The sequence below is a fragment of the candidate division WOR-3 bacterium genome (assembly GCA_039802205.1).
GTDB lineage: Bacteria > Hydrothermota > Tepidihabitantia > SM23-42 > JAOAFX01 > JAOAFX01.
The window spans coordinates 1-18,694 of sequence record JBDRWD010000057.1 but is presented as its reverse complement, the minus strand read 5'-3'; the positions used below and the strand labels follow the sequence as shown (position 1 = coordinate 18,694).

Annotated in this window: 23 protein-coding genes; 13 read left to right on the top strand and 10 right to left on the bottom strand. The window is 42.3% G+C overall.

All coding sequences use genetic code 11. The annotated features are described in order from the left end of the window. Positions 1-169: 169 nt before the first annotated feature. From ABIL39_10160 to ABIL39_10130, 7 genes are all read left to right on the top strand, one after another. Positions 170-811, top strand: a complete 642-nt coding sequence (locus tag ABIL39_10160) for a DnaJ domain-containing protein (protein MEO0166483.1) — start codon at positions 170-172, stop codon at positions 809-811. Beyond that, a complete protein-coding gene (locus tag ABIL39_10155) occupies positions 808-1,050 on the top strand; it encodes a hypothetical protein (GenBank protein ID MEO0166482.1) in 243 nt (80 codons plus the stop codon). Before ABIL39_10160 ends, ABIL39_10155 begins: the two co-directional genes overlap by 4 nt. Beyond that, on the top strand, positions 1,047-1,268 hold the full coding sequence (locus ABIL39_10150) for a hypothetical protein (protein MEO0166481.1): 222 nt from the start codon (positions 1,047-1,049) through the stop codon (positions 1,266-1,268). The genes ABIL39_10155 and ABIL39_10150 overlap by 4 nt, the downstream gene beginning before the upstream one ends. Further along, positions 1,241-2,272: a hypothetical protein gene (locus ABIL39_10145; GenBank protein MEO0166480.1), complete on the top strand. Its 1,032-nt coding sequence runs from the start codon at positions 1,241-1,243 to the stop codon at positions 2,270-2,272. The genes ABIL39_10150 and ABIL39_10145 overlap by 28 nt, the downstream gene beginning before the upstream one ends. A 25-nt stretch (positions 2,273-2,297) precedes the next feature. Next, a complete protein-coding gene (locus ABIL39_10140) occupies positions 2,298-3,149 on the top strand; it encodes an NAD(P)-dependent oxidoreductase (protein ID MEO0166479.1) in 852 nt (283 codons plus the stop codon). Further along, a complete protein-coding gene (locus tag ABIL39_10135; protein ID MEO0166478.1) occupies positions 3,142-4,554 on the top strand; it encodes a radical SAM protein in 1,413 nt (470 codons plus the stop codon). Before ABIL39_10140 ends, ABIL39_10135 begins: the two co-directional genes overlap by 8 nt. 95 nt (positions 4,555-4,649) lie before the next feature. Continuing rightward, positions 4,650-5,615: a hypothetical protein gene (locus ABIL39_10130; GenBank protein MEO0166477.1), complete on the top strand. Its 966-nt coding sequence runs from the start codon at positions 4,650-4,652 to the stop codon at positions 5,613-5,615. Here ABIL39_10130 and ABIL39_10125 read toward each other — a convergent pair whose 3' ends face one another. The 8 genes from ABIL39_10125 to atpB all read right to left on the bottom strand — a co-directional run bounded on the left by ABIL39_10125 (position 5,616) and on the right by atpB (position 11,952). Beyond that, the gene (locus tag ABIL39_10125; protein MEO0166476.1) at positions 5,616-6,029 is read right to left on the bottom strand and encodes a F0F1 ATP synthase subunit epsilon; all 414 of its coding nucleotides are present in this window, start codon (positions 6,027-6,029) and stop codon (positions 5,616-5,618) included. Then, positions 6,030-7,388, bottom strand: a complete 1,359-nt coding sequence (gene atpD / locus ABIL39_10120; GenBank protein ID MEO0166475.1) for a F0F1 ATP synthase subunit beta — start codon at positions 7,386-7,388, stop codon at positions 6,030-6,032. 15 nt (positions 7,389-7,403) lie between these two features. Beyond that, positions 7,404-8,264: an ATP synthase F1 subunit gamma gene (gene atpG / locus ABIL39_10115; protein ID MEO0166474.1), complete on the bottom strand. Its 861-nt coding sequence runs from the start codon at positions 8,262-8,264 to the stop codon at positions 7,404-7,406. A gap of 20 nt (positions 8,265-8,284) precedes the next feature. After that, a complete protein-coding gene (atpA, locus tag ABIL39_10110; protein MEO0166473.1) occupies positions 8,285-9,796 on the bottom strand; it encodes a F0F1 ATP synthase subunit alpha in 1,512 nt (503 codons plus the stop codon). Positions 9,797-9,803: 7 nt separating this feature from the next. Then, positions 9,804-10,355, bottom strand: a complete 552-nt coding sequence (gene atpH, locus ABIL39_10105; GenBank protein ID MEO0166472.1) for an ATP synthase F1 subunit delta — start codon at positions 10,353-10,355, stop codon at positions 9,804-9,806. After that, positions 10,330-10,854: a F0F1 ATP synthase subunit B gene (atpF, locus tag ABIL39_10100; GenBank protein MEO0166471.1), complete on the bottom strand. Its 525-nt coding sequence runs from the start codon at positions 10,852-10,854 to the stop codon at positions 10,330-10,332. The genes atpH and atpF overlap by 26 nt, the downstream gene beginning before the upstream one ends. Before the next feature lie 2 nt (positions 10,855-10,856). Next, positions 10,857-11,084, bottom strand: a complete 228-nt coding sequence (gene atpE / locus ABIL39_10095; protein MEO0166470.1) for an ATP synthase F0 subunit C — start codon at positions 11,082-11,084, stop codon at positions 10,857-10,859. 64 nt (positions 11,085-11,148) lie between these two features. Continuing rightward, positions 11,149-11,952, bottom strand: coding sequence for a F0F1 ATP synthase subunit A (gene atpB / locus ABIL39_10090; protein ID MEO0166469.1), 804 nt, complete (start codon positions 11,950-11,952; stop codon positions 11,149-11,151). 90 nt (positions 11,953-12,042) lie between these two features. Between atpB and rpmB the strand changes: the two genes are divergently transcribed. From rpmB to ABIL39_10075, 3 genes are read left to right on the top strand one after another with little or no spacing between them, the layout of a single operon-like run. Beyond that, positions 12,043-12,231 (top strand): 50S ribosomal protein L28, encoded by a 189-nt coding sequence (gene rpmB / locus ABIL39_10085; GenBank protein MEO0166468.1) that lies wholly within the window; start codon positions 12,043-12,045, stop codon positions 12,229-12,231. 18 nt (positions 12,232-12,249) lie between these two features. Next, positions 12,250-12,993 (top strand): ZIP family metal transporter, encoded by a 744-nt coding sequence (locus tag ABIL39_10080; protein MEO0166467.1) that lies wholly within the window; start codon positions 12,250-12,252, stop codon positions 12,991-12,993. A gap of 6 nt (positions 12,994-12,999) precedes the next feature. Beyond that, positions 13,000-13,938: a UbiA family prenyltransferase gene (locus tag ABIL39_10075; protein MEO0166466.1), complete on the top strand. Its 939-nt coding sequence runs from the start codon at positions 13,000-13,002 to the stop codon at positions 13,936-13,938. A 45-nt stretch (positions 13,939-13,983) separates the two neighbouring features. On the opposite strand, the gene ABIL39_10070 is transcribed toward ABIL39_10075, so the two are convergent. Then, the gene (locus ABIL39_10070; protein ID MEO0166465.1) at positions 13,984-14,256 is read right to left on the bottom strand and encodes an HU family DNA-binding protein; all 273 of its coding nucleotides are present in this window, start codon (positions 14,254-14,256) and stop codon (positions 13,984-13,986) included. 486 nt (positions 14,257-14,742) lie between these two features. Between ABIL39_10070 and ABIL39_10065 the strand changes: the two genes are divergently transcribed. The 3 genes from ABIL39_10065 to ABIL39_10055 all read left to right on the top strand — a co-directional run bounded on the left by ABIL39_10065 (position 14,743) and on the right by ABIL39_10055 (position 17,020). After that, complete coding sequence (locus tag ABIL39_10065; GenBank protein MEO0166464.1) at positions 14,743-15,693, top strand: FAD:protein FMN transferase; 951 nt, start codon at positions 14,743-14,745, stop codon at positions 15,691-15,693. Beyond that, positions 15,690-16,673 (top strand): AmmeMemoRadiSam system radical SAM enzyme, encoded by a 984-nt coding sequence (gene amrS, locus ABIL39_10060; GenBank protein ID MEO0166463.1) that lies wholly within the window; start codon positions 15,690-15,692, stop codon positions 16,671-16,673. Before ABIL39_10065 ends, amrS begins: the two co-directional genes overlap by 4 nt. 83 nt (positions 16,674-16,756) lie before the next feature. After that, a complete protein-coding gene (locus ABIL39_10055) occupies positions 16,757-17,020 on the top strand; it encodes a hypothetical protein (GenBank protein ID MEO0166462.1) in 264 nt (87 codons plus the stop codon). Positions 17,021-17,109: 89 nt separating this feature from the next. On the opposite strand, the gene ABIL39_10050 is transcribed toward ABIL39_10055, so the two are convergent. After that, the coding region (locus ABIL39_10050; GenBank protein MEO0166461.1) for a FlgD immunoglobulin-like domain containing protein at positions 17,110-18,694 on the bottom strand (1,585 nt) is incomplete at its 5' end.

Genomic DNA, 18,694 nt, shown 5'->3' with positions numbered 1-18,694 from the left:
AAATCATAGGCACTCCTTTCGGATAGAATATATCCAGGGGTGCCTATGTTTTAAAAGTTTTGGGTAAGATATTTTATTTTGATTAAATAACCCCACTTCGGTAAGATTATTTTGATTCAAATCGGGACATTGACAGTTCAAATTTTTTGAATATAATTATTTTATTAGTATGGAAAATTATTATCAGATTCTTGGGGTAAGTGCCACAGCCACGGCAAGTGAGATAAAAAGCGCCTACATGAAGCTTGCCAAACAGTATCATCCGGATCGATTCACCGATCCTGAGGAGAAACGCAAGGCAAATGAACAGTTCGCATTGATCACTGCTGCTTATCGGGTGCTCTCCGATGAAAAATTACGTGCTGAGTATGACAAATCTCTGGAAAAAGGCACAAAACCCCGGGAAGATATCCAGACAACCCAGGCGAAGAATGCATTCACCCGTGCAATTGAGTTCTTAAGAAACAAAGACCCCTGGCGGGCGGTGAATCTTTTACGGATTGCCTGCCGATATGACCCTCAGCCAATCTACCTTTCTTATCTCGGTCTGGCTTTGGTCTACACCCGGCAGTATCAGAAAGAGGGCTTTGAAAAACTCCATGATGCAGCAAAGAAGTTGATGTTCAATCCTCTGGTGTATGTAAACCTGGGCTTGGCTTATGAGTTTATTGCCGACCGAGAGCAGGCTTTGAAGTACTACCAGGAGGCACTGAACTGGGATAGCAATAACGCCGCAGCAAAAAAAGGGATTGAAAGACTCCAAACAAAAAAGGAAAGTTTCTTTTCTAAATTATTTGGTGGTAAAAAATGAGAAAGAGCGCGCTTTTACAGATGCTTGAAGATCTTTGCCATAAATTGTCAATCATTGTTAAATACGACCGCTTCTTTGGCCAGGGAGGGTATTGCCGGGTGAAACAAAAATCATTTTTTATCATCAATGAGAATCTTTCCAATGCCACCAAGGAAGACATTTTCATCCGGGAATTGAGACAGTTAAACTTTGACCCAGAATTGATTCCCCCTAAACTAAGAGAAATTTTGAAAAAATGAAGTTCGCCGTCATCATCGTCTTTCTTGCCCTTTTTGTCTGGCTGGGGAACTTGGGGATTTTTTCGCTTGCGCGCGATTGGCCCTTGATTCTCATCTTTTTGGGTCTAATCAATCTATTTCTGCTACCGAAATACTCCAAGGAAAAAATCATTGAAGATTTAGAAAACGGTAAAATCACACCCGAAGAAGCATTGCGCCGATTGGAACGTCTACATTAAAATTTAACTTTCTTTTCAAATCTCCCTCCAGAGTCTTTATCTCCACTGGTGAACCTTCGGGTGACCTATATGCGGCACTTTTTGTTAAATCCCAGTTAAAGGATATCCCTACCCTGTATGGAGTTGGGGGTGAAAATTTAAAAAAGACAAATGTCATATTAATCTTTGATTATGAAAATTTAAAAACCTTTGGTTTTGCATCGGGTATCTTATCAATTTTAAAGAACTTCAAAATGTATCACAAAATTGGCCGGATGCTTTTTAAATTAAAACCGGAGATTTTTATCGCTGTAGCCTACCCCGGGATTAATCTCCTGCTCTGCCGGTATGCTAAAAAACTGGGGATTAAAACGGTTTATCTTTTACCGCCCCAGATTTGGGCATGGGGGACTTTTAGAAAATATTTTATAAGAAAGTGGGTGGACCTGATTATAAGTGTCTTCCCCTTTGAGTATAGATTTTATAAAGCCCTGAATTTTAAAGTGATTTACTGGGCTAATCCTCTACTTATATTTTTAAAAGACTATACTAAACCACCCCCCTCCCGTGAGATTGGGGTGATGCCCGGTTCGAGGGTCTCCCAAGTAAAAAGAAATTTAAGGGTAATAAAAGAATTGATTAAAAATTTCCCCAACTGGGAATTCGTGTTTATTCTTCACCCCGAAGTCCTCTCTCCGGACCTAACCCGCTGGCTCACCCACGAATTTTCGAGGCGAATCAAAATAGTATCATCCCAAAGATATGAGGCAATGTGCCGCTGCCGGTGTATCATTACCAGCTCCGGAACGGCATCCCTTGAGACAGCGATCCTGAATATTCCCCAGATATTTTTCAATTATCCCCCCTTTCCGGATTATTATCTTTTTCGCCATTTTTTGAGAATCACCGAGTACAATCTGACAAATTTATATTACGGGAAGCACATCGTCCCGAGCTTTGTCTTTTGTAATAAAAAAAGATTGGTCCAGGCAATTACACAAGAATTACATAGATTGTTGACTTAAAGAAATTTTCTTATATAATAAGTTAATGGAAATCGACAATCTTATAACCAGTCACACAGGTATTGGCGAATTATTGGCTAATGAATTGATAAGACGGGGGGAGACGGTCTATACGGTCTTTCCCAGCCCGAAAGAAGTGCCGATGTCTTTTTTAGGCAAGATAAATTTGAAATACGGTTTTGTAAAATTTGATCAAGAATTAAATTATGAAAAAGGATTGCCGCGCAAGGTAAAAAATGTTTTCCATGTCTATGAATTATACAGCGGTCCATTCCCTAAAATCTTCATGGCCAATGTTGCCACCACCATGTTTCTTTTGGAATGGGCGAAAAAGGTAGGCGTAAGTAAATTTATTCTTCTCTCCACCGGCGAAATCTATGGTCAGGGTGAGAATTTAAATGAAAACGCCCCTTATAACCCCCGGAGTTTTTATGCTACCACGAAGTTTCATGCTGAGACCATTGCCCGCTATTACAACCGGAATTTTGAATTGAAAATCCTCCGTGTTTTCTTTCCTTATGGGAAAAATCTCCAACAAGGATATCTTTTTAACCTTTTTGATTCCCTTACGAACACCGGCATCATTGAAACCGATTATGCCATCATCTGTCCGACATTAATTGACGATGTAATCGAACCTTTGATTAAATTACGCGAACTCCCCGGGAGTATTGTATATAACATCTGTGGTAGCCCGGTGCCCCTCCCTCAGTTGATAAGCGAGATTGAATCCACCACCGGAAGGACTGTTAAGAATAAAAAGACCGGGAAAACCGTACTCTGTGGTAATTGCCAGAAAGCCATAGGTGAACTAGGATTTAAAGAAACTCCATTGAAGGTAGGACTGAAACAAATGTTGAAGAACCCTAATGAATGATATTCTTTTTATAAATACCGAAGAAAAAACCTTGGAGGAGAAGGAACCACCATTAGAACTGGCGTCAATCGGAGCCTTCCTTGAAGAAAAAGGCATTTCGGTCAAAATCATTGACTTCAATATTGAAAAAAAGGGTCTTGAACACTGGCTTTCTTTATACCAGCCCAAATTTGTGGGAATCTGGGGTACAACCATAAACCGATTTGAATCCTTTCGTCTCGCCCAGTTTGCTAAATCGTTCAATAAAGAAATCATCGTTATTTATCTCGGACCAAATGCATCCTTCACTGCCCAGTCTGTTCTTCGTGATATTCCAGCGATTGACTTTGTAATCCGCGGTGAGGGTGAAGAGGTAATATATGAATTAATGCAGGCATTAAGCACCGAGCAGGATTATGCTCGTATCCGAGGATTAAGTTTCCGAGATGACAGTCATCCCGTGGATAATCCTCCCGCTTTTAGATTGCATCTCGATTCACTCCCACACCCAGCCTACCACCTATTAAATATGAAAAAGTATCAAATAAAAATGGATTTCATCGGCAAGAAATGTGCACCGGTCAGTTCCTCACGGGGTTGCTTGCACCATTGCATCTGCTGTTTGACTGGTAAATTGTATAATAATCTGGTGACGGTTCGGGCTGCGAAGAATGTGGTGGATGAGATTGAAATGCTCCTACGCGATTACCATTTTGAAGGTATTAGATTTGTTGATCCCGCACTATCCCTGGACCAGGAACATATCACATCCCTTTGTGCCGAAATTTTGAACCGCAATTTAAACTTTCCCTGGGAGTGTAAAATCCAGGTGGGCAGTGTGGATGGCCCTCTACTGGAAATGATGAAAAAGGCCGGGTGTTATCTTGTGAGCGTAGGTATTGAATCCGGTAGTCAGAAAGTTCTGGACCTGATGCGCCGGGGAATAACCGTGGAACAGGCACAAAATCTGCTGGAATTATGTAAAGAAATCGGAATAAAGGTGAAAGCATTCTTCTCTTTCGGTCATATAAGCGAAACCCTTGCGGATGTCGAAAAGACGTTTGAGTTTATTGAAAAAAATAAAGAACTGTTCGGTAAGATTGAATATTCAATCGGCATTCGAATTTACCCCGGCACCTATCTTGAGACCTATGCCCGCAAAAATAATCTATTGCCCGCGGATTTTGAATGGACCAAACCCTATGATGAGCCAAGGAATGATACAATTATGCAGCCCAGGAGTATCCCCATTTTAATCCAGCCCCAATTGGGTTATGAAGAACTGGAATCGATAGCCCTCCGGATATATTCTGAGAAAACAAAGGGTTGGGAAAATCTCAAAGCCGGGATTGCAAAAATAACCCAGCCGGAGAAACTAAAAAAATTACACCAGTTTCTTAAACTTAAGTTCAAAAAATTGATGTGAAAATCCTCCATCTGGTTTTTGAAAATTTTCAGGATGTAGCGGGGCTGCTGAGTCGCTCCCACAAATTTTTCGGCGACGAAGGAGTGCTGGTCACAATGACCCACTCCAAATTGGGTTTCCCAGATGGGATTCTTTTAAAATATCCATTACTGAATTCTGAACCGATAAATCTTATCCGACGGATTTCCAAGAGAACAGATGTGAATGTGCCGCCAACTGAATTGCAATTCAAAATCAAAGGAGAAAAAAACTGGGAAAAATTTTTCTTTAAATCCAGGGATATCTTGTGGTTATACCGCCTCCATAAATTCTGGCGTAAATACGATTTGGGTGCATTTGATATTTACCATTTTGATGGAGGAGTCCCCTTTATCTATGGTGATAGAATATTGAAGAAATTGAAAAATAAAAAAATCGTTGCACATTTCTTTGGGAGTGATTTACGAAAATGGGGGATGAACCCCTACCTGAAAGAATATGCCCAATTGAAATTCACTTCCGAGGTTGACCATCTTAAGATCGATGCCACACTTATCTTCGTCCCCATCCCCTTTGAAGCAGCAAAGATCAAACCTCGGGATCAGGAGAATAAGATTTTACGGGTGGGGCATTCACCCACCCGCCGGGCTGCTAAAGGTACTGCCGAAATAATCGAAGTCATTGAAGAATTAAAGAAAGAAATCAAATTTGAATTTTTGCTCATTGAGGGAGTCTCCCATAAAAAATGTATGGAATTAAAAGCAACCTGTGATATTGGTATCGACCAGATCGGTAATTATGCAGGAACCGCCTATGGCCGGAGTGGTCTTGAGTTTCTTGCCCTGGGGATCCCGACAATAACGGAAATCCCCAAGGAATATGAATATCTTTTACCAAACCATCCCTTTGTCAATGCTAATAAAAAGACATTGAAGGATGTATTATATGAATTGCTTACAAATTCGGAGTTGCGCTATAAAAAGAGAAATGAAGGATTAAAATGGGTGCGGGAATTCCCTAACCCTAAAAGGGTAATGGGATTGATCTATAAAGAATACCACCGCTTGAACTGGATAAAATAATCACTTTTGTTTGCGTTTCCTCTGTCCCACTTTTATGCGCACCAATGCCCGCTGGAATGCTGCCATTGCTTCGGCATGGCTGATCTTATCACCCCTCTTTTCCTCCATTAACTTCTGGGCGCGTTCCCTGGCCCTGAGTGCCCGTTCCAAATCAATCTCCTCAGCACGCTCAGCCGCATCAGCGAGAATGATGACCTTATGAGGCAATACCTGCACAAATCCACCAGTTATTGCCATATATTCAATCTCATTATCTCTTCTTATCTTTATCTCGCCCGGGCTGATTATCGAAACCAGGGGCACATGTTTTGCCAAAATACTTATCTCACCCTGGATTGTAGGAACAGTCAAAACATCAACATCATCAGAATATACCAGTCGTTCCGGAGTTACTATTTCCAGACGGAATTTCATTTAGATATTCAATCCTCCACACATATAAAGAGCCTGCTCGGGTATATCATCACACGCACCTTCCAGGATTGCCTTAAATGCCCGGATCGTCTCTTTTAAAGGAACATACTGCCCAGGCCGACCGGTAAAGGTTTCGGCAACAAAGAAGGGCTGCGAGAGAAACTTTTGAATCTTTCTTGCCCGGGTCACAGTCAATTTATCTTCCTCAGATAATTCTTCAAAACCCAAGATTGCGATCACATCCTGCAAATCTTTATACCGCTGTAATACCTTCTGCACACCCCTTGCCACATTATAGTGCTCTTCACCAACAAAGCGCGGGTCAAGGATTGTGGAAGTGGAATCAAGGGGGTCTACCGCTGGATAGATGCCTAATTCCGCGATCGGTCTTGATAAAACAATGGTTGAATCCAAATGTCCGAAGGTAGTAGCTGGTGCTGGGTCGGTTAAGTCGTCTGCCGGAACATATACAGCCTGGACTGAAGTAATCGAACCGTGTTTTGTGGATGTAATCCGCTCCTGCAACTCTCCCATCTCGGTCGCAAGCGTGGGCTGATAACCAACCGCGGATGGGATTCGGCCCAGCAATGCCGAGACTTCAGAACCTGCCATAGTAAAACGATAAATGTTGTCAATGAATAACAACACATCTTTATGTTCCACATCCCGGAAATATTCAGCCATGGAAAGGGCGGTCAATCCCACCCGTGCTCTAACTCCGGGTGGTTCATTCATCTGACCGAAGACGAGTACGGTTTTGTTTATCACCCCAGAACGGGTCATTTCCAGGTACAGGTCATTTCCCTCCCGGGTCCGCTCGCCGATTCCTGCAAAGACCGAAACTCCCCCATGTTCAATCGCGATATTCCGGATCAATTCCATCACCACCACCGTCTTCCCCACCCCTGCACCACCGAACAATCCTACCTTACCACCTTTCATAATCGGTGCAATCAAATCTATGACTTTTATACCGGTCTCGAGTATCTCCACTTTAGTGGATTGTTCTTTGAAAGCAGGTGGTTTACAATGGATGGGACGGCGCAATTTGCCGTTCACCGGTCCTTTCTCATCAATCGGTTCACCCAGGACATTGAACAACCTTCCCAGGGTTTCTGGTCCCACGGGAACCGTGATCGGTTCACCCAAATCAATGACCTCCATTCCCCGTGCTACTCCCTCAGTGGGACCCATGGCGATCGTCCTTACTACATTATAACCAAGATGCTGTTGGACCTCAAGGATAAGGTCACCATCTTTTAAAGATAGTTTTAAAGCCCCATAGATTTCGGGTAATTTTTCGGTGAATTCTACATCAATTACCGGTCCCATTACCTGCAAAACCCTACCCTTATTCATTTGTCTTACCTCCTTTTATTTCTTCAAACTTTCAATCACTGCCTTGGTGGTAGAAAGTTCGGTCAACTCCTTCGTAATTCCTTCCTGGCGTGCCTTGTTGTAAGAAAGAATTAGGCTTTGAATAAGATTTTCCGCATTCTCGGTCGCATTCTTCATCGCCATCATCCGGGCAGAGAATTCCGAGGCTTGAGATTCCAGCACCGCTGCATATATTTTATATTCAATTATCCGGACAAGCAGGGTTTCAATCACCTCGGCAGGAGAGGGCTCATAGATAAACTGAGCAAGAAAAGGAACTTCAGGTTGTTCCTGCTGGAAGGGTAAAAGTTGAATCGTGGTAGGACGCTGGACTACATTGGAAACATAATCACTATAAATAAGTTTTACCTCATCATAATTACCCTTGGTAAATTCCTCAATGATTATTTGGGCAATGGGTGTGATACTGATGAATGTTGCCGGTGCCCCCAAACCCGTGAATTCCGCGATAACTTTATAACCCCGCCGGATAAAGAAATCCCGCCCCTTTTTGCCGACCGTAATGATTCCAACCGTCTCTTTGTCTTTGATCTGCTTCAAGGTTTCGCCGATGATATTCATATTAAATGCCCCGCATAAACCGCGGTCTGAGGTCAGCACCACCAACAGCGAATTTTTTATCTCCCTGACTCTAAGTAAAGGATGAAGTTCGCGTTGTGTCTTTGGAGCAAGGTTGAGCAATAGATTCCAGGCAAGCTGGGCATAAGGTCGGGAGGCCAAAAGTGCGGTGAGGGTCTTCTGCATCTTTGCTCCTGCGACCATCTGCATGGTTTTGGTAATCTTTTTGATATTACTCACCGATTTGATATGTCTTTTTATCTCCCGGACCGAAGCCATGGTGTTTTAAACTCCGCTCCTTACTTAATGAATAACCCCTTGAACTCTGAGATTGCAGCGCTCAGTTTCTTCTCAGTATCCTCATCAAGGTCTTTTGTCTCTTTAATCTTTTTTCCAATCTCGGGATAGGTCGTATCCATGTATCTTAAAAATTCATCTTCAAAACGCTTTACCTGCTCAATCGGAATATCATCCAGAAAACCCGTGATACCAGCATAGATTATCATCACCTGTTTTTCCACAGGCATGGGCATATACTGTCCCTGTTTTAAAATCTCGGTCATTACCTTACCGCGGGTCAATTGTTTGCGGGTGGCTTCATCAAGGTCGCTGGCAAATTCAGCAAATGCCGCCATTTCACGATACTGCGCAAGGTCCAAGCGCAACTTACCCGCAACTTTTTTCATCGCTTTTATCTGGGCACTCGAACCTACCCGTGAGACAGAGAGTCCAACATTGATTGCTGGTCTTATACCCTGATAAAATAGTTCGGGTTCCAGATAGATCTGACCATCTGTGATTGAAATCACATTGGTGGGAATATATGAAGTGATATCACCCGCCTGGGTCTCAATTATTGGCAAAGCCGTAAGCGAACCACCACCATGTTCTTTATTCAATTTCGCTGCCCGCTCCAGAAGCCTTGAATGGAGATAAAAGATATCCCCAGGATACGCCTCTCTTCCTGGTGGTCTTCTCAATAATAAAGAAATCTGGCGATATGCCCAGGCATGTTTGGATAGATCATCGTATATCACCAGAGCATCCTTCCCCTGGTCCATAAAATATTCACCCATGGCGCAACCCGCATACGGTGCAATATACCACAAAGATGCTGGATCAGAAGAGCAGGCACCCACGACAATCGTCCAGTCCATTGCCCCGTATTTTTCCAGTTCTGCCACAATCCTTGCTAATTTGGATTCCTTCTGACCGATTGAGACATATATGCAAATCACATTTTCTTCTTTCTGATTGATGATGGTATCAATCGCAATCGCCGTCTTCCCGGTCTGCCGGTCACCGATGATCAATTCCCGTTGACCCCTGCCAATGGGAATCATGCTATCAATCGCCTTGATACCGGTCTGCAATGGTGTATTTACGGGTTCGCGTAACACCACCCGGGGTGCAATCTTTTCAATCGGATAATAGGTCGTGGGTTTGACTGGCCCTTTCCCATCGAGCGGTTCACCAAGTGGATTTATTACCCTGCCGATAAGTCCCTCACCAACTCCCACCTCCAAGATCCGCCCAGTTCCTTTTACAATATCCCCTTCTTTTATCTTCTCATACTCACCAAGCACAATCGCCCCGATGCGGTCCTCAAGTAGATTCAAAGCCACGCCGTAGATGCCATTGGGGAATTCCAGCATCTCGGAAGCAAAACAATCATGGAGACCACTTATTTGCGCCACACCGTCCCCAACTTCTATGACCGTGCCTACTCTTTCTACCTTTACTTTTTTTTCAAAGGCTAATAGCTCTTTTTTCAATTCGTTGAGCAATCTTGTTTTTATATCCTGGCTCATAATTGTTTTATCCTTGTCTTATATTTTTTAATAAATCCTCAATCCGTGATTTCAGACTGGCGTCGATCATGATATCGCCACTTTTTATCACCATTCCGCCAATTACCTCTGGATCGATGATGTTTTTGATATGTACCGGTTTTTTTAATTTCTGCGTGAAATTCTTCGTCAAAAGTTCTTTCTCTTCAGAGGTAAGGGGTATGGCGGTGCGCACTTCAATCTCTAATATCCCGGATTCCGCCCGTGTGCGCTGATAACTCCTCAATATTCCGCTCAAACTGGAGAGGGCGTTACAACGCAAGAGCACAAAGATAAAATCATAGGTCTGGGGGCTGATGTAGTCTTTAAACAGACCCTTAAGCGTCTGCTGCTTTTCCAAAAGAGGAATCCTTGGATTCTCCAGATAACCGCGCAATTTGAGGGAAGAACGAAAAGAGGAATCGACGAGTTCTAATTCTCCAAGCATCTTTTCCATGATCTCATCCTGGTTTTTAGCTTGGTCCATGGTTTTATCCACCGTTTTTTCTAATGGTTTATCCTCGCGTCGCTGTCTTTTCAAGTTCTCGCTCCACCTCTTTTATCGCCTCTTCAATCAATTCCCGCTGGGTTTTTTCATCCAGTCTTTTTCTTATCAGTTCTGCACTCAGCGTTACTACCATCGCCCCGACCTCTTTTTTAATCTCCGCCATGATATTCTGCTTTTCAGCATTTATCTCCTGCATCGTCTTTTCCACTATCTTTCTCGCCTCTTCGTTTGCCAGGGCAATAATCTTTTTCTTCTCCTCATCACCCAGTTTTGTCGCCTGTTCAATTATCCGGTGCGCCTCCTTCTTTGCTTCTTCGATCAATTGACGGTGCTTTTCTTCGGCTTCTGCGGCCTGCTTTTTTAAAGCCTCGGCTGTCTTGATGCCTTCCTCAATCTTGCTGGAACGGTCTTTAAAGAGTTTGAGGATCGGTTTATAGAGAAATTTATTCAAGACCCACAACAATATCAGAAAGTTAATGATTTGGGCGATGAGCAGAAGTGGATTAATACCAAGCTTAGTCAAAGCTTCCATGATTATAAGAATTTAATAATTAAGGCAACGACCAAGGCATAGATAGCGATCGCCTCGGCAAAGGCAAGGGCGAGAATAAAAAGTGTCTGAATCTTACCCGTTGCCTCTGGATTACGACCCGCGGCTTCGGTTGCTTTGGCACCGATAAATCCGATGCCTAAACCTGGTCCCAGAGCACCTAAACCAATTGCCAGTGCTGCCGCCAGTGTTTTCATGGTTGCTGGTTCCATAAATATATCCTCCTTTCACCCCTCGCTATCTCCTCCCACATTCAGGAAGAGCGGAGCGGGCATTTCAATGTTCCTCTTCAGTGGTAGCAATTTTTATAAAAAATAATGTCAAAAAGGAGAAGATTATTGCCTGGATTACTCCCACAAAGATCTCCAGGGCAAGAAATGGTGCAGGAATCAGTATCGGCAGCAGAACGAGCATCACTGTGAGTAGGACTTCGCCAGCAAAAATATTTCCAAAAAGACGGAAGGAGAACGAAATGATCTTGGCGAATTCTGCAATCAATTCCAGTATCCCGACAAAGAACATGATTGGATTTTTCAGTTTTATAAATCGTTTTAAGAAACCCTTGAACCCCAGGGCTTGGATACTGTAAATCTGGGTGAAGATCACCGAAATCAATGCCAGGGCAAGGGTGGTATTTAAATCCGCGGAAGCGCCCCTGAATAGCGGGATAAATTCTTTATGGATTTTTAATTCAGGATGGGAAGGTGCGACACCTTCTGGATGTTCCATTTCCTCCGCATGAACCGGTGTTTCGCGGTAAATGCCGATAGTCCCCACCCCGGGTAACAGTCCAAACCAATTGATGAAAAGAACAAACAAGAATATCGTCATCACCAGTGGGAAAAACTTACGCCCTTTCTCTTCGCTTCCAAAGACCTCACAGATGAGATTATAGAAGTATTCAAGGAGATACTCTACCACATTCTGAATTCCTTTGGGTATGACATTCTTTTTCACCAGGAAGATTATCAGAATAAAAAGCAGAATGGTCAAGTAGGTCACCAGCAACGAGTTGGTCACCGGGAAAGAACCGATCCGGAACAGCTCTTCCGCGGCTATGGAAATATGGATGTCACGCATAGAAAAGATTATATTCAGAATTCAAAAAAAATCAAGTTGTATTGACACCTGCCAAAATTTCTTTATAATTGGCTTACGAAAGGAGTGCCAATGGCGAGAAAGTGTGCAATTTGCGGAAAAAAAGCCCAGGTCGGTTCCAAAATAAGCCACGCCCACAATGTCTCTAAACGCCGGTTTAATGTCAACCTGCAAAGGGTGCGGATAAAGATAGATGGTAAAATAAAGCGTGTGCTGGTGTGTACCGATTGTTTGAGTGCGGGTAAGGTAATGAAGGCATGAGAGTCTAATATTATTCCTATGGTGGTTCTTTACACCCTGGTGAGCGTGTGCTTGGTTAGTATCATTTCGCTCATTGGGATATTTTTTGTCGCGATAAAATCCAGTACCTTAAGCCGCATCATTTTATTACTGGTAAGTTTTGCCGCCGGTTCTTTATTCGGCGATGCCTTCATCCATCTTCTACCCGAGGCATTTATAGAATTTGAAAACAGTTTCCTCGTCTCTCTGCTGGTAATCGCTGGAATACTCATTTTTTTTATTCTGGAAAAATTTGTGCGCTGGCGCCATTGCCACATTCCGACCTCACCCGAGCATCCCCATCCGCTGGTTACAATGAATCTGGTGGGCGACTTAATCCATAATTTGATCGATGGGATGATCATCGGTGCCAGTTATTCGGTAAACATTCATATCGGCATCGCCACAACTATAGCAGTAATCATGCATGAAATTCCCCAGGAGATTGGCGATTTCGGTGTCTTTATCCATGGAGGGTTGAGTTTAAAACGGGCGATCATGTTGAATTTTTTATCAGCCCTTACTGCTGTTCTGGGTGGGATAATTTCTTTAATCCTCGGTCCCGTGGTAAAGGACTATGCCATTACTCTTCTTCCACTCACTGCTGGCGGTTTTATCTACATCGCGGGTTCCGATTTGATTCCCGAACTCAAAGGTTGCGAAACGGCTTTAGGTTCGCTAACCCAGTTGATCGCAATGGCTTGCGGCTCGGCAGTAATGGCACTTTTACTTCTCCTCGATTGATTCCCGTTGAAGAAAAATATTAAAAAAAATATCTTTGATTACTTTTTCATCTTAAGACCCTTCATTCTCATCCCGGTGATAAATTTCTTTCTGATCGGTAAATACCTTGCCAATGGAAACAGGTTTAATATGCAAACTCTGATCGGCCTAATGCTTTACACCCTGATGATGGGAGGTGTGTATATTCTTAATCAAATAACCGATGTTGAAACCGACCGTTTGAATAAAAAATTGTTTCTTCTCTCTGAAGATTATTTACCTTTAAAAAACGCTTATATTGAGATGTTTTCAATCTGGAGTGCAGTTTTGCTCGGTGCCTATTTATGGAACATTAATTTTTTTATCCTCATGGTCATCTCACTAACCCTGGGCATTCTCTATTCTTTACCCCCTTTTAAATTAAAAGGAAAACCTATACTTGATATGCTGAGTAATGGCTTCGGTTATGGGATATTAAATTTCTTTGCGGGCTGGCTGATAGAAAGTCCTTTTGCATGGGAGGTGGGTTTAAAGTTTTTACCCTATTTTTTTTGCATCTGTGCCGTTTTTATTAACACGACCATTGTAGACCTTGAGGGAGATAAAAAGGCTGGAGAAATCACCACTGCGGTTTTTTTGGGCGAAAAGTTTGCCTATTTTCTTGCCTCGGTTTTAATGTTGACCGGGTTTATTTTATCTATTCTCTATCAAGATCTTATCTGCCTCATCCCCTCCGGTCTTAGCCTGCCTTTATTTTTCTATCTAACTTTTTATTTTTTAAAATACAAAAAAAGTATGCGTAAAATTGCCATCCTCTCTTTCCGTCTTCCTGGTTTGATATTCACTATCATCACCTGCATCCTTTATCCGGGATATATACCCTTCCTCATGGTGCTCATTCTAAGTATGAGGATATATTACAAAAAGCGCTTCAATCTTGAGTATCCTACATTAACTCATGGATAAAAAAAGGGGTTGGAAACCCAACCCCTGGTTATAAGAAAACCAGAATTATTTTATAGCAGCCTTCAATTCGCGACCGGCTTTAAATTTGGGCACACGCTTAGCGGGCACCTTAATCATCTCCCCAGTCTGTGGATTTTTCGCGGTGCGTGCTTTTCTCTTTGCCACCATGAATGTGCCGAAGCCAACGAGGGTAATTCTATCACCTTTTTTGAGTGCAGCAGTTACTGCCTCGACAAAGGCATCAAGGGCCAAACCTGCTGCCTTTTTACTGATCTTTGCCTTTTTGGCGATGGCATCAATAAGTTGTGCTTTAGTCATTTTAGACACCTCCTCTTTAGATGCCAAATTATATATATATTTCCATCTTTGTCAAGAGCAAAACTGAGTTTAACATGGTACATTCTGGGTTATAGAATTATCCGATAATCGCAGGTTTGGCTGGACGAAGTAGTTATCTCAACAAAATTGCCTTTTCTACTTTTTCATATCCCTCTGCCTCAAAGCGTACAAAATAGACTCACCAGAAAATCTTTCGGATTTTATCGAGACTCGTTTATTTCGATTTTGGATTTTATTATATTCACTTCGTTCACAGGCCCACCCACAATATCCTCCCTTCTGCTGCTATCAGAAAATATTATGAGATGTGGTTAAATCTTACATTTATTTCACACCTTCGCATCTCATCAGCATGAAGCTTAAGCAAATCCGTATTCCTTCCGTCCGCTCTTTCAACCGCCGCAAACCATCCCGAATAAAAAACGGTTTAATTGACGAAAGGTGGTTTTTGGCTATAATTGATCAATGCGATTTAGAAGAATCTGGTTCTTACTTTTCTTACTGCTCCTCTCCTGTCCAAAAACCGAGGATGAATGGCATTATCAGAATGTATTGGTGGGAGGTCCCTGCATGGTAAAATTCTACTCTTCAGATAAAAGTACCTCCGAACGAGTTTTGTCTGAAATCGATAAAGAATTAAAACGCCTCGATTCACTTTTAAATTATTTTTCCACAAAGAGCTTAGTCAGTGAAATAAATATAAAACATCGCGCTTCCCTTCCTCCTGATATAAAATCGATCTTTCTTTTGGCCGACTCAATTTCCGATCTAACCAATGGTAAATTTGATATCTCAATCGCACCCCTTCTTGAAATATGGGGATTTTATGGTAAAGAAAAAAGGATCCCTGGGAAAAAAGAAATTGAGAGGGCAAAAAGACTGGTTGATTATAAAAAGATAAAAATAATCGGTGATTCCATTTTTATTCCTGAAGATATGAAGATCGACCTCGGTGGGATTGCCCAGGGATTTGCCGCGGACCGGGTGGTGGATATCTTAAGAAAACATAACATCAAATCGGCGATCATCAATATCGCCGGTGAGGTCTATGCAATTGGTAAATCACCCAAGAACAGACCCTGGGTCGTGGGAATAAAACATCCAAGGCAGGATGGTGTGATTGAAAAAGTTGGGCTGGTCGATTGTGCATTATCAACCTCGGGTGATTACGAGAAATTCTTCATTGTCGATGGAGTCCGTTATGCCCATATCATAGATCCTAAAACAGGTTATCCGGCGCGGGATTTTGCTTCAGTTACGATAATTGCCGAAAACACAACTTTTGCTGATGGTATCGCCACTGCGGTATCAGTGATGGGTGCAGAAAAGGGGAAAAAATTTCTTGACTCATTGGGGATTAAAGGTATAATATACTATGAAAAAAATAATAAACTGGAAAGGCTGGAAACAGAATGAAGGTTGAGGCAAGATATTACGAAGTATTTGAAGGATATATTCAGTGTCGACTCTGCCCCCATCAATGCAAGATTTTGCCGGGCAAAAAGGGCATCTGTAGGGCGCGTATAAATGAAGAAAATAAACTCTGGGCGATTGATTACGGTGAAACTACTTCCATAGCCTTAGACCCGATTGAGAAAAAACCTTTGTACCACTTTTATCCTGGTTCCCAGATTCTCTCTATTGCCTGCAATAGTTGTAATATGAGATGCCCATTCTGTCAGAACTGGGAGATTTCACAGGTTGAAGCACAAACCGAATACCTTTCTCCAGAGATGCTTGTGAAGATCTATAAAGAACATCCTTCCTTGGGGGTCTCTTATACCTATACCGAACCATTGATGTGGTTTGAATATCTCCTTGATGCGGCAAAACTAATAAGAGAAAATGGTGGGAAGAATGTCCTGGTAACAAATGGAATGATAAATGAAGAACCTTTGCGTGAACTTTTGCCCCTCATTGATGCGATGAATATTGATTTAAAGTCAATCAATCCTGATACATATAAAAAGAAACTGGGTGGAGATTTAGATACGGTGAAAAAGACGATCGAAATATCACATAAATCCTGTCACATAGAGATCACAAACCTTGTTGTCACCGGGTTGAATGACAAACCAAATGAGATTGATGCACTCATTGATTATGTTGCGGGCGTGAATCCCGAGATTCCCTTGCATTTCTCCCGCTATTATCCAAACTACAAATATACCAAACCACCAACGCCGATTGATACACTCTTTGATGCCTATGAAAAGGCAAGGAAAAAATTAAAATATGTATATCTCGGAAATGTGCCGGGTGAGGATGGTTCCAATACCTATTGTCCAAAATGTGGCGCACTATTGATTGAAAGGATGTATTTCAAGGCGTTGATTAAAAATTTAAAAGGTTCTAATTGTGCAAAATGTGGAGAGAAGATAAATATTATTTTATGAAAAATTTTTATATCTGCATATATCCGTGTCAAAATCTGCGCTCATCTGCGTGTTTTGCCATTATGGCAAAAAGGGGGTGATTGATGGCAGCAAAAAGAAAATTACCAACAATAATTTTAGGAATAATAATAGGTGGCATTATCGGGTCAGCATTATCCCATTTTCTTGGTAGTCTTTTTCCACCTGGACCGGTAAAAGGATTTTTCTTTAATGCCTTAAAGATTGGTTTTTCAACCGTCCATATAAATCTTGGATTTATCGCCCTTTCCTTCGGACTCTTTTTTAATATTACAATCTTAACAATTGTCTTTGTATTTCTGATGATTTACCTGTTGTATAAACTTTAATATTTACTACATTTTCTATTTTGTCACCAACATGGGTTTTTAAAAATTTATAAAAAGGGTGGGATGCCTGCGGGCATCCCACCAAAAATTTACTTCAATAAGATTATCTTCCGGGTATCAACAAATTCTTCTGCGGTCATTCGGCAAAAATAAATCCCTGCCGTAAGTGCCTTACCCTTATCATCCCTTCCGTTCCAGTATATCTTATAATATCCGGGTTCTTTTTCTTCATCCACGAGTGTCCGCACAACCTGCCCGAGACAATTATAAATTTTTATATCCACCTTGGCTTCTTTGGGAATTGCATAATCAAAGCGAATCATTCCTTTGCCTGGATTAGGCAGGGGTTGAGCCAGATGATAGGCAGTGGGTATTGATGCTACTTCTTCAACTCCAACCGGTCGAATATCACCATTAATCAAGGTAAATGTCCGGTATAACCAGACGCCCCAGTTGGACCCGCTATCACGACCCCGCACAAAGAGGGAACAGATGCGCACCGTATTTGGAGTATAGATAAGTCTAATGTTACCGATTACCTCTTCTGCGACTTCATCCCAGGATCCATCCAAGGCCTGCATCGCCACCTCGCCACTCGATGAATTTGGACTTTTGACGATATAACTTGCAGCGCTAATCGTTGAAAATCCGGCATCGGAATCGCTAACTACTGCAGTAAAGGACAATATGGTATCAGTTGTGGTAACAAATTTGGGGTTATTAGCAACGATTATTGAGTTTGCGAGGATCTTGGGACCGATATTATCATTACCCGGAATCGCAATTCGGAAATTGGCGGTTTCCGCAAAACCTTTTAAAGATGGATAGACATTTTTATCATTGACTGTCACCCGAACACGATATTTATTACCGTTAGGCAATGTGCTCACATTCCACGCATAAGGAGGGGTGAGATTAGTCCCAGCAGCGACCAAATTCCAGATTGAACCTCCATCTGATGAATATTCAATCCAGGTGGTATCGATCTGTGCGCCACCATAAGCGGTTGCATTCCAAACAATGTTAATCGGGCTTGAGGTGTATACCTGCCCACCGATTGGTGAAGATATTTCTACATCCGGATGGTCATGCCCAATGAGCCAGATAAATTGATTGTTTAGAATCTCTGGTAGTTTTGTAGTATCCATCTGGGTGATTGAAAATCCATTATAGATTGTGCGTGTCTTATAACCACCCCATATGCCATCACCAATTGTACCATGATTGTTGCCCGATTCCCATTTCACTCCAACCCTGCCTCCGTTTGATGCATTCCAGCGCCAGACTACCGAAGATGTCCCACCCGGATCCCAACCGTTGGGCGGTGTAGGCACGACATCAAATGAATCAGCCGCAGCACCAGTCCGATGGGGAGTATAGCTCACCGGGTTTTCAGCATACGGTCCACTTATCGGATCACCACTCACACCATAAATATTAAAAGTCCCGGTACTTGTGAGATCTGCTTTGTATCTTGCTTGCAGGTAATTCTTGCACCAGGTGCTATCGTATGATTTATTGGAACTATACTGCCAGGAGTACCACAAAACTTCATGGGATGCGAATGCGATTCTTCCACCACGCTCTTCATATTTTTTGATTGTTTCCTGCTGGGCTTGTAGAAACGGTGGATATTCATCTTCAAAAACGACATATACTGCTTTGGCATTTTTC